We start from the raw sequence: 11,521 nt of genomic DNA, 5'->3' as shown, positions 1-11,521 counted from the left end.
ATGAAAACATATAACTTGCTTTATGAAAATTTAGAAAATTTGAAAATAAAAGGAGTTACAAAAACAAATATTCCAAAATTCAGAAAATTGGGAGTTTTTACACTTTATGATTTGCTTTATTTTTTCCCGAGAGCTTATGAAAACAGGAGTAATCATAAGAAAATAGGAGAAATTTTGGCAGATGAATTTGTGATTTTGCAAGGAACAGTTGTGAATGTGGCTAATCAGTATATAAAAGCTGGAAGAACTATGTTTAGGGCAGTTTTGAGTGATGATAGCGGAATGGTTGAGCTTGTGTGGTTTAATAACAGGTTTGTGAAAAACGGGATTCATATTGGCGATGAGATTACAGTTTATGGGAAAGTGAGAAAGACTGTAAAATTTCAGCTTGTGAATCCTGAGTATAAAAAAATCAAGCAGGCTAGTTTTGATATGCAGAAACAAAAACAGATATTACCCATTTATCCGTCTACAGAATCGCTTAGACAGCAGGCAATCAGAAAAGTTATGGAAAATGCCCTAATGGATTACGGATATTTGTTGCAGGAAAATTTACCAAAGGAATTTTTGCAGAAGGAGAAACTGCTTGGAAGAAAAGAGGCAGTTTTAAATATTCATTTTCCAGAAAATGAGGAAAAGCAGAGCAAAGCACGAAAAAGATTTATGCTGGAGGAAATTTTGCTTCTGGAAATGGGGATTTTGCAAAATCGTTTTAGTGTTGACAAGGCAAATAAGAATCTTTACAAACTTGAGGACAATAAAAGTCTTGTGAGCAAATTTATAAAGGGTTTGGATTATGATTTGACAAAAGCACAGAAGCGTGTAATAAAGGAGATTTATTCTGAATTAAAGGCTGGAAAGATTGTAAATAGGCTGATTCAGGGGGACGTTGGTTCTGGAAAGACTATAGTTTCGTTCATAATGCTTCTTTATATGGTTGAAAATAATTATCAAGGCGTAATTATGGCACCGACAGAAATTCTTGCCACACAGCATTATCTGGGAATTGTAGATGAATTTATGAATCTTGACATACGAGTGGAACTTTTGACTGGAAGTGTGAAGGGAAAGAAAAAGGAAAAATTACTGAACGAGATAAAAGAAGGACTTGTTGACATAGTAATCGGAACACATTCTCTAATTGAGGACAATGTGATTTTCAAAAATCTTGGGCTGATTGTAATTGATGAACAGCACAGGTTTGGGGTAACACAGCGAAAACTTTTACGTGATAAGGGAAATCTTGCCAATTTAATTGTTATGAGTGCCACTCCGATTCCACGTTCGCTTGCACTTACAATTTATGGAGATTTGGACGTGTCAATTATTGATGAGTTGCCTGCTGGAAGAAGTCCGATTAAGACAAAATGGATACAAAATGAAATTGACAGACAAAAAATGTATAACTTTATGGAAAAGAAAATGAAAGATGGACGGCAAGTGTACATAGTGTCGCCATTAATTGAGGAAAGTGAGAGCCTGAATGTAAAATCAGCACAGGAAACATACGAAGAATACATTTCAATTTTTCCAAATAGAAAAATCGGACTTATGCACGGACGGCAAACTTACAAGGAAAAGCAGACAGTTATGGAACAGTTTAAAAATCACGAACTTGATATTCTTGTTTCCACAACAGTAATCGAAGTTGGAGTAAACGTTCCAAATGCCTCAATTATGGTAATCCGTGATGCTCAAAGATTTGGACTTTCTTCACTTCATCAGCTACGTGGAAGAGTTGGCCGTGGAAAATACCAGTCCTACTGCTTTTTAGAATCCGAAACAACAAATGAAATTTCAGTAAAAAGACTGGAAGTTATGGAAGAAACAACAGATGGATTTAAAATTGCAGAAGAAGATTTAAAGTTACGTAATTCAGGAGAAATTTTAGGAACAAGGCAAAGTGGAGTATCTGATATGCTTTTTACGGACATTGTAAAAAATGTGAAGGAAATCAAATTTGTACGTGATTTTGTAATGGAATATTTGAAAAAGAATGATGGGAAAATAGAAAATGAATTTTTGAAAATGGATATTTATAAGAAGTTTTTTAGCGATGAAACAAAGTAATAAAATGAATTGTAAAATTATTTTTAAACAGTGTTTAATATAAGTTAGATTTATTTAATTTTACTAATTTATTTTTGGAAAAATTTCAAAATGATAAGGAGAAGTTTTGTGAAACAGTATTTAGCAGATTTTGGGCTGCTTTTTGTAGGGATATTTTGGGGACTTGGGTTTGTATTTGTGAAGATTGGGCTGAATACAGGAGTTGATCCGTTCTATTTGTCAGCAGTTAGATTTCTTGTTGGAGGGATTATTCTTTACGGAATTTTCTTTAGGAAAGTCGGTAGATTTACGAAAAAGGATATTTTGGCTGGAGTAAATGTTGGAATTTTTCAGTTTTTTGGATATGCCTTTCAAACTTATGGAGCAATGCTCACGACTGCTAGTAAAAATGCCTTCTTTACATCAATTAATGTTATAATTGTGCCTTATATTTTTTGGTTTTTGCACAAAAAGCGCCCTGATATTTTTGCATTTTTGGCTTCGGTTATTTGTGTAATGGGAGTTGCTGTGATAAGTTTTGACAGGAAGATGAATCTTGCAAATCTTAATTTTGGTGATATTTTGACAATTATAAGTGCGATATTTTTTGCAGGGCAAATTGCTACGAATGGATATTTCAGTAAAAAAGTTGAACCTTTAAAACTTGTCATTATGCAGATGTTTGTAGCGGGAATATTGTTTGTGATAAATATTTTTATCTTTTCAGATACGAGCAAAATTCAAAAGCCTGCTGGAATGATGTTAATTGCAATAATTTATTTAACAATCTTCTCAACAGCCATACCAACAGTATTACAGACATTCTGCCAAAAATATACAACTTCAACAAGAGCTTCGATACTAATGTCAACAGAATCGCTTTTTGCTCCACTTTTTGCATTTTTTATACTAAGTGAAAGATTATCACTAAGAGTGGCAGTTGGGGCTGGACTGGTGCTTTTTGCAGTGCTTGTGTCGGAAACAAAATTGGGATTTAAGAAAATTGAGGAATAATAAATAAAAAATTAATTGATGTTTTGTATTAAAATTTATCAAATAATATGATAAAATAAAATGTACAATAATGAGTTTAATAAGGAGAGAAAAAATAAAAATGAAAATAGTTTTATACGGACACCCAACTTTACGTGAAAAATCAGAAAAAGTTGACGTAGTTGATGATAATATAAGAGAAATTTTAGATGAAATGGTTGCTCTTATGAGAAAAGCCAATGGAGTGGGACTTGCTGCAAATCAGGTGGATATTGCCAAAAGATTTTTTGTGCTGGAACACGAAGGAGTTGTAAAAAAAGTTATTAATCCAGAAATTTTGGAGTTTTCTGAAGAAATTGCAGATATGGAGGAAGGATGCTTGAGCATTCCTGGAGTTTTTAAGAAAGTAAACCGTCCTGCAAAAATTAAAGTGAAATATTTGAATGAAAATGGGAAAGAAGTCATTGAAGAACTCGATGAAATGTGGGCTAGGGCATTTCAGCACGAATTTGATCACATAGAAGGAATCCTGTTTACAGATAAACTTTCGGTTATGAATAAAAGATTAGTTGCTAAAAAATTAGATGTTCTAAAGAAAGATTTTGCAAAAGGCAGAATTTACAGAGACTTGGACTAATAAAGTCAGGAAAGTGAGAAATTAAATGAAGACAATATTTATGGGAACGCCAGAATTTGCAACACCAAGTCTGGAAGTTGTATTTAAAAATACTAATTTACAGCTTATTTTTACAAAAGAGGATAAAATAAATGCCAGAGGAAATAAAATTATATTTTCTCCCGTAAAGCAGTTTGGAATTGACAATGATGTTGAAATTATTCAGCCAAAAAAAATGAAGGATGAAGAAGTTATAAACAAAATTAAAGAAATAAATCCTGATTTAATCGTGGTTGTGGCTTATGGAAAAATTTTGTCAAAAGAAATAATTGATATTCCAAAATATGGGATAATAAACGTGCATTCTTCACTTTTGCCGAAATATAGAGGAGCTTCGCCTATTCATTCTGCTATTTTAAACGGAGATACAGAAACAGGCGTGAGCATAATGTATATTGAGGAAGGGCTTGATTCTGGAGATGTGATTTTAAAGGAATATTGTGAAATTACAGAAGATGATACGCTTGGAACTCTGCACGATAAATTGAAGGATTTGGGAGCCACTGGACTTGCAAAGGCGTTGAAACTGATTGAAAATGAGGAAGTTCAGGCAGAAAAGCAGGATGATAGCAAAGCCACTTTAGTAAAGCCAATTACAAAGGAGCAGGCAAAAATCAACTGGAATAACACAAAAGAAGTTATTTACAATCAGATTCGAGGATTAAACCCATTTCCATCGGCACATACTTCCAACGAAAAAGGTGAAAACATAAAAATTTACAAAAGTGAAAAAATTGAAAAAAAATATGAAGATGAAATAGAAAATGGTACAATTGTTGAAATTATCAATAAAAAAGGGCCTGTTGTAAAAGTTGCAAATGGGGGAATATTGATTTTGGAGGCAAAATTTGAAGGGAAAAAACTTCAAAAGGGAGTAGATATTATTAATGGACGTAAAATGGTAATTGGAGAAAAATTATTGTATAGCAATTCTAGTTCAAAATAAGAATAGAAGGCTAGGCTATAATTTTCTAATTTTCATAGGAGGAAATATGAAATTAAAAAAAATGGAAATTTCTGAAAGAGTTGTACAAAGATTGACAGAATATTTATCTATTCTAAAAGAAGCTAGAAAACAGGATAATGAAATAAATTCAATCGAGCTTGCTAAAATTATGAACACCACTTCTGCTCAGGTACGTAAGGATTTATCTACATTTGGCGAGTTTGGTGTCCGAGGAAAAGGCTATGATATTGATAATTTGATAGAAATTATTACAAAAATTCTAGGAATTGATAAAATTAATCATGTTATAATTGTAGGACATGGTAAAATGGGAGAAATGATTTCCTCAAATCTTGATGTTCTAGGTGAAGGATTTAAAATTGTTGGAATATTTGATAAGGATAAGAATAAAATTGGAAAAACGACTGCTAATAATTTAATCGTTCAGGATATACAAAATGTTGATGAATTTATAAAAAATATGAAAAAAGAGTTTAATATAAAGATAGACACAGCTATTTTGGCAGTTGTAAAGGAGCAGGCACAAATCGCTGCGGAAGGGCTTGTAAAAAATGGAATTTGTGCGATACTTAATATGACTACTTACAAATTGGAACTAAATGAGAAAGTTAGAGTTGTAGACATGGATATTTCTGCAAAATTACAGGAATTAAATTTTTGGAGATTAAATAATACAAATTAAAAAATAGAAAAATGAAAGGAGATACTGCTAGAACTGACTTAGTGGTAAAAGCTATGACTATAATTGACGGAAAGGCACTTTCAGAAAAGGTTTTGAAAGAAATTGAAAAGGAGCATAGTGAGCTGGAAAAAAAAGTTGGAAGAAAAGCTGGACTTGCAGTAATTATAGTAGGAGAAAATCCCGCTTCGCAAATTTATGTAAGAAATAAAATAAGAGCATGTGAAAAAGTAGGATTTCATTCTGAAACAATTAGGCTTGATGAAAATATTACAGAAGAAAATTTACTTTTGGAAATTGAAAAATTGAATAATAATAGCAATATAGATGGAATTCTGGTACAATTGCCGATTCCAAAACATATTGACGGATTGAAAATTATAAATGCAATTTCAGCCGAAAAGGATGTGGACGGGTTTCACACAACAAATATTGGAAAAATGATGATTGGAGATGAAACAGGATTTTTACCTTGCACACCAGCTGGAGTAGTTCACATGTTTGAGGAATACAACATTAATCTAGAAGGAAAAGATGTCCTTGTAATTGGACAGAGCAATATCGTAGGAAAACCAATGACACTCTTACTTATAAAAAAACGTGCAACAGTTCAGGTATGTAATTCAAAAACAAAAAATCTGTCTGAAAAGTTACAAAAAGCTGATGTAGTTGTAGCAGCTGCAGGTTCTCCAAAATTGATAAAGGCAATAGATGTAAAAGAAGATGTTGTTGTAATCGATGTTGGAATAAATCGTGTGGATGGAAAATTGTGTGGGGATGTGGACTTTGAGGAAGTTTCTAAAAAAGCCTCATTTATAACCCCAGTTCCTGGCGGTGTTGGTCCAATGACAATAGCAATGTTAATAAAAAATACATTCAAATCTTATAAACAAAAAAATAGATAAATAATAAAATTATTAAATAAAAAGAAAGAGAGAAAAACTAATGAGAGATAAAATTAAATTTATTGAAAAATTAGCTGAAAGTATGAATGAAAATAAAATTGAGTCATTAAAGTACGAGGATAACAATTTTGAAGTTTCATTAACAAAAAAAAGAAAAGAAAGAAATGTTATTTTTAGCAGTACAATGGCTCAACCTGTAGCGGCAAATGTTCAACAAGAAGCAGAAACGCAGGAAGTAGCTGTATCAGTTGAAACAGTAGCCACTCCTGAAGAAATTTCAGGAACAAAAATTACTTCCCCAATGGTTGGAACTTTTTATGCCTCACCATCTCCAACGGCTGGTCCATTTGTAAAGGAAGGGGATTCTGTAACAGAAGGACAAACACTTTGTATTGTTGAAGCAATGAAACTTATGAATGAAGTAAAATCAACAGTTTCAGGAAAAGTGAAAAAAATATTGGTAAAAGATAAAGATGGTATAAAAAAAGGACAAACATTGATGATTATTGAATAAAATTAAATATTTAAGTTTAAAGTTATAAATTTGAAAAATAAAGAAGGGATAAATTTGGAAGAGAAGAGGATTTTGTTAGATGTTATTCTATTATTGGTTTTGTTGTTTCTTACATCGTTTCTATCTGCGGCTGAATCAGCATTATCATCGTTAAAGCAAATTCATTTGAAAAGTGATTCAAAGGAAAAGGAGAAAACGAAAGAAAGTGAATTGTTAAAATTTTGGCTTGAAAATCCAAATGAATTACTTACGACATTGTTATTTATAAAAACAATCACATATTCATCTATGGTTTTTTCAGGAACTTATTTAATAAAAAAACTATATAAAGACAATCTTTATATCGGAATTTCGTTTTTTGTGTTAATTATTTCTATTCTTTTATTTTCTGAAATGATTCCAAGATTAATAGCCAGAAATAATATTTACGGTGTTTCCAAAACTTTAATAATTCCATTAAATGCATTGCGAATTGCACTAAAACCATTAATAAGGCTATTTATATATATTTCAAGGTTTATTGTCGGATTATTTAAGATAAAAGTAAAAAATCAAATGTTTGAAATAACAGAAGATGAAATTTTGACATTTTTAAAGGCCGGGACAGAAAGTGGTGTGTTTGAAGAAGGCGAAGAGGAGATGATTACCAGTATTTTTGAATTTTCTGAAACAACAGTCAAAGAAATACTTACACCTCGAAGAGATGTGTTTGCACTTGAAGCAGAAAGCAAGATTGACGATGTATGGAATGAAATTCTAGATCAAGGTTTCACACGTATTCCTATTTACACTGAAACAATTGATAAAATTGTAGGAACAGTTCATATGAAAGATTTACTACGTTATGATAAGCAAACTGGAGAAAACCCTCCAATAAAGGATTTCATGAAAGAAGCCTACTTTGTTCCTATTACAAAATCGTTGATTGAGCTGCTAGAAGAATTTAAGTTAAAGCAGCTTCATATGGCAATAGTTATTGACGAATATGGCGGAACGCAGGGAATTGTAACGATTGAAGACTTGCTGGAGGAAATTGTGGGAGAAATAAGAGATGAATTTGATCAGGAAGAAGAAAATATTCAGCAAATTCGTGAAAAAATATTTGATATAAAAGGAGATACACCTATTGAAGAAGTAAACGATAAATTGGAAATAGAAATTCCCTTGTCTGAGGAATATGATACTATTTCAGGATATATCCAAGATAAATTAGGGAAAGTTGCCGATGTTTTTGATCAGGTAAAGGATAAAAATTTTATATTAAAAGTTACAGATATGGATAATAAGCGTGTCGAAAGAGTAAGGGCAATTATTATTGAGCAGGAAGAAGAAAAAGAAAAATAAGGAGAGAAAATGGAAGAAATCAGACCACGAATACGTGTGGCAGGCATTCTCATAGAAGATAATAAAATTCTATTAATTCAGCATTATAAAAATAATAAAAAATATTGGCTTATTCCTGGTGGAGGAAACGACTGGGGTGAAACTGCAAAAGAAGCTTTAATACGAGAATACAAGGAAGAAACAAATATGGACATAGAAGTCGATGAATTTTTATTTCTTTCAGAAACAATATTTCCTAATAAAGAACGCCACATTTTAAATTTATTTTTTAAAATACACCGAATTAACAAGAATAATGATGTTATTAAATTAGGAGAAGAAGCTATTCTCACAGATTTAAAATTTGTAACAAAAGAGGAGTTACAAACGATGATAATTTATCCAGACATCAAAGAAAATTTGTTAAAATTAATGAACGCCAAAAAAATAGAAACTTATTTAGGAAGTTTATGGAATGACTAAAGATTGTAAATATTATTTAGTTTATTACAAAAAAAGCTTAATCAAACATTTAAATCCTAAAAATTAGGATAACGTGGAGCGATTGAATTTTAAACAGGTAAAATGTGATAATATTTTTAGATTTGTCTAATAATAAATATATCGCTATTAATTTTAGAAAAGAGGAAAAAGAGAAAATGAAAATAGAAGAAAAAGAAAAAATAGAAAAATTAATCCGTTCAGTAAAGGATTTTCCTGAAAAAGGAGTAATTTTTAGAGATATTACAACAGCGTTAAAAGATAAAGAAGGATTAGAAATTGTTATAAAAGATTTCACAGACAGATATAAAGATAAAGGAATAGACTACGTGGTAGGAGCTGACGCAAGAGGCTTTATTTTCGGAGCTGCAATAGCTTATAATATTGGAGCAGGTTTTGTTCCTGCAAGAAAACCTGGAAAATTACCAGCAGAAGTGGAAAGTGTAGAATATTCATTAGAATACGGAAAAAATAGCATTGAAATTCACAAGGATGCCTTTGGAAAAGGTTCAAAAATATTAATAGTGGATGATTTGCTAGCTACAGGAGGAACAGCCAAAGCTATGGCTCAGCTGGTAGAAAAACTAGAAGCAGAAGTATATGAATTAGCTTTTATGATAGAATTGTCTGATTTAGGAGGCAGGGATTTTCTTAAAGGTTATGAAGTTTACTCGCAATTAAAATATTAATTTATAAAAGGAATTATTTTCAAGTTATATTAATTGGAAAAATTCCTTTTTATTGTACACTTAATTTTGAAACAAAGAAAATTAAAAAATATTAAAATAAAAGATACAATTCATAATTCCAATTTTAAAACCTATTTACTATATATCTAAAAAGCTTATTTGACAACTATCAAAATAATAAAATTTTAACAATTCATTGAAAATAAAAACTATTACACATTTTTAAGTAATAAAAAAAATACACTCAAATCTATTTTAAATTAAACTACTAAAAATTATATAAATTTAAAGAATGAGCAAAATAATTATAACTTTTTAGTGTAAAATTAAAGAAGTTTTACTATATAGATAATAATAGAAATTTTAAGTTTTCAGACTTTTCTAATAAAATATTTCACAGAATACAAATCAAAATTGAATTTTAAAGCACTTTCTAAGAAATAAAAAATAGACTACGAATAAAAATATTCAAAAACACAAATTTTTTGAAAAAAAGTAGTTGACAAATAAATTCAGTTATGATAATATATATCTTGTCGATACGAAATCGTGTCGCAGGACAATTGAGATAAGAATAGAAGAAGCAATAATGTGTAAAAGATAAATAATAGTCAAGAGCTCTTGTTGTAAAACAAGATTCTCGTCAAGATAAAGGTGAAATTTAAATATATGTAAAATATATTGAATGAAGAGTTTGATCCTGGCTCAGGATGAACGCTGACAGAATGCTTAACACATGCAAGTCTTTGGCAAATCTGTGCTTGCACAGCCTAGCCAAGGCGGACGGGTGAGTAACGCGTAAAGAACTTGCCCTGCAGATAGGGATAACAGACGGAAACGACTGATAACACCTGATACAATTGCCGGCACGCATGTGCCTGGCAATGAAAAGAGATGCTGCAGGAGAGCTTTGCGTCCTATTAGCTTGTTGGTGAGGTAACGGCTCACCAAGGCGATGATAGGTAGCCGGCCTGAGAGGGTGAACGGCCACAAGGGGACTGAGATACGGCCCTTACTCCTACGGGAGGCAGCAGTGGGGAATATTGGACAATGGGGGCAACCCTGATCCAGCAATTCTGTGTGCACGAAGAAGGTTTTCGGATTGTAAAGTGCTTTCAGCAGGGAAGAAGAAAGTGACGGTACCTGCAGAAGAAGCGACGGCTAAATACGTGCCAGCAGCCGCGGTAATACGTATGTCGCAAGCGTTATCCGGAATTATTGGGCATAAAGGGCATCTAGGCGGCCAGACAAGTCTGGGGTGAAAACTTGCGGCTCAACCGCAAGCCTGCCCTGGAAACTGTTTGGCTAGAGTGCTGGAGAGGTGGACGGAACTGCACGAGTAGAGGTGAAATTCGTAGATATGTGCAGGAATGCCGATGATGAAGATAGTTCACTGGACGGCAACTGACGCTGAAGTGCGAAAGCTAGGGGAGCGAACAGGATTAGATACCCTGGTAGTCCTAGCTGTAAACGATGATTACTGGGTGTGGGCATGAAGAGTGTCCGTGCCGAAGCAAATGCGATAAGTAATCCGCCTGGGGAGTACGGCCGCAAGGCTGAAACTCAAAGGAATTGACGGGGACCCGCACAAGCGGTGGAGCATGTGGTTTAATTCGACGCAACGCGAGGAACCTTACCAGATCTTGACATCCTACGAATGCCTGTGAGAACAGGCAGTGCCTTCGGGAACGTAGAGACAGGTGGTGCATGGCTGTCGACAGCTCGTGTCGTGAGATGTTGGGTTAAGTCCCGCAACGAGCGCAACCCCTATCGTTAGTTACCATCATTAAGTTGGGGACTCTAGCGAGACTGCCTGCGAAGAGCAGGAGGAAGGTGGGGATGACGTCAAGTCATCATGCCCCTTATGATCTGGGCTACACACGTGCTACAATGGCCGGTACAGAGAGCTGCAAAGCGGCAACGCCAAGCGAATCTTTAAAGCCGGTCCAAGTTCGGATTGAAGTCTGCAACTCGACTTCATGAAGCTGGAATCGCTAGTAATCGCAGATCAGCAATGCTGCGGTGAATACGTTCTCGGGTCTTGTACACACCGCCCGTCACACCACGAGAGTTGTTTGCACCTGAAGCTGCCGGTCTAACCGCAAGGAGGAAGGCATCTAAGGTGTGGATAGTGATTGGGGTGAAGTCGTAACAAGGTATCCGTACCGGAAGGTGCGGATGGATCACCTCCTTTCTAAGGAGTTAATTCATTACACTGCTTCTTC

Annotated in this window: 10 protein-coding genes and 1 rRNA gene; all 11 read left to right on the top strand. The window is 33.5% G+C overall.

The window, feature by feature from the left end:
- The 11 genes from recG to BQ5344_RS00820 all read left to right on the top strand — a co-directional run bounded on the left by recG (nt 1) and on the right by BQ5344_RS00820 (nt 11,490).
- Nucleotides 1–2,070 (top strand): ATP-dependent DNA helicase RecG, encoded by a 2,070-nt coding sequence (gene recG, locus BQ5344_RS00870; RefSeq protein ID WP_083378166.1) that lies wholly within the window; start codon nt 1–3, stop codon nt 2,068–2,070.
- Between the two features lie 108 nt (nt 2,071–2,178).
- Complete coding sequence (locus BQ5344_RS00865) at nt 2,179–3,063, top strand: DMT family transporter (protein WP_071123792.1); 885 nt, start codon at nt 2,179–2,181, stop codon at nt 3,061–3,063.
- A gap of 100 nt (nt 3,064–3,163) precedes the next feature.
- Complete coding sequence (gene def / locus BQ5344_RS00860; protein WP_036070014.1) at nt 3,164–3,679, top strand: peptide deformylase; 516 nt, start codon at nt 3,164–3,166, stop codon at nt 3,677–3,679.
- A gap of 25 nt (nt 3,680–3,704) precedes the next feature.
- Nucleotides 3,705–4,664: a methionyl-tRNA formyltransferase gene (gene fmt / locus BQ5344_RS00855; protein ID WP_071123791.1), complete on the top strand. Its 960-nt coding sequence runs from the start codon at nt 3,705–3,707 to the stop codon at nt 4,662–4,664.
- A gap of 46 nt (nt 4,665–4,710) precedes the next feature.
- Nucleotides 4,711–5,367 (top strand): redox-sensing transcriptional repressor Rex, encoded by a 657-nt coding sequence (locus BQ5344_RS00850; RefSeq protein WP_071123790.1) that lies wholly within the window; start codon nt 4,711–4,713, stop codon nt 5,365–5,367.
- 11 nt (nt 5,368–5,378) lie between these two features.
- The gene (gene folD / locus BQ5344_RS00845) at nt 5,379–6,269 is read left to right on the top strand and encodes a bifunctional methylenetetrahydrofolate dehydrogenase/methenyltetrahydrofolate cyclohydrolase FolD (RefSeq protein ID WP_407936214.1); all 891 of its coding nucleotides are present in this window, start codon (nt 5,379–5,381) and stop codon (nt 6,267–6,269) included.
- Between the two features lie 40 nt (nt 6,270–6,309).
- A complete protein-coding gene (gene accB, locus BQ5344_RS00840) occupies nt 6,310–6,783 on the top strand; it encodes an acetyl-CoA carboxylase biotin carboxyl carrier protein (protein ID WP_071123789.1) in 474 nt (157 codons plus the stop codon).
- Nucleotides 6,784–6,837: 54 nt separating this feature from the next.
- Nucleotides 6,838–8,127: a hemolysin family protein gene (locus tag BQ5344_RS00835; protein ID WP_071123788.1), complete on the top strand. Its 1,290-nt coding sequence runs from the start codon at nt 6,838–6,840 to the stop codon at nt 8,125–8,127.
- A gap of 9 nt (nt 8,128–8,136) precedes the next feature.
- Nucleotides 8,137–8,589, top strand: a complete 453-nt coding sequence (locus tag BQ5344_RS00830) for an NUDIX domain-containing protein (protein WP_071123787.1) — start codon at nt 8,137–8,139, stop codon at nt 8,587–8,589.
- 176 nt (nt 8,590–8,765) lie between these two features.
- Nucleotides 8,766–9,296 (top strand): adenine phosphoribosyltransferase, encoded by a 531-nt coding sequence (locus tag BQ5344_RS00825; protein WP_036070020.1) that lies wholly within the window; start codon nt 8,766–8,768, stop codon nt 9,294–9,296.
- A 682-nt stretch (nt 9,297–9,978) separates the two neighbouring features.
- Nucleotides 9,979–11,490: ribosomal RNA gene (locus tag BQ5344_RS00820) — 16S ribosomal RNA — on the top strand.
- Nucleotides 11,491–11,521 lie beyond the last annotated feature (31 nt).

The organism is Leptotrichia massiliensis, assembly GCF_900104625.1.
Classification (GTDB): domain Bacteria; phylum Fusobacteriota; class Fusobacteriia; order Fusobacteriales; family Leptotrichiaceae; genus Leptotrichia; species Leptotrichia massiliensis.
The sequence above is the reverse complement of the archived record's forward strand: the minus strand, read 5'-3'. Positions and strand labels throughout refer to the sequence as shown.

Excerpts from the sequence above, each read along its gene's own strand:
- recG (WP_083378166.1), top strand. The coding sequence starts at position 1 with ATGAAAACATATAACTTGCTTTATGAAAATTTAGAAAATTTGAAAATA.
- def (WP_036070014.1), top strand. The coding sequence starts at position 3,164 with ATGAAAATAGTTTTATACGGACACCCAACTTTACGTGAAAAATCAGAA.
- fmt (WP_071123791.1), top strand. The coding sequence starts at position 3,705 with ATGAAGACAATATTTATGGGAACGCCAGAATTTGCAACACCAAGTCTG.
- BQ5344_RS00850 (WP_071123790.1), top strand. The coding sequence starts at position 4,711 with ATGAAATTAAAAAAAATGGAAATTTCTGAAAGAGTTGTACAAAGATTG.
- folD (WP_407936214.1), top strand. The coding sequence starts at position 5,379 with ATGAAAGGAGATACTGCTAGAACTGACTTAGTGGTAAAAGCTATGACT.
- accB (WP_071123789.1), top strand. The coding sequence starts at position 6,310 with ATGAGAGATAAAATTAAATTTATTGAAAAATTAGCTGAAAGTATGAAT.
- BQ5344_RS00830 (WP_071123787.1), top strand. The coding sequence starts at position 8,137 with ATGGAAGAAATCAGACCACGAATACGTGTGGCAGGCATTCTCATAGAA.
- BQ5344_RS00825 (WP_036070020.1), top strand. The coding sequence starts at position 8,766 with ATGAAAATAGAAGAAAAAGAAAAAATAGAAAAATTAATCCGTTCAGTA.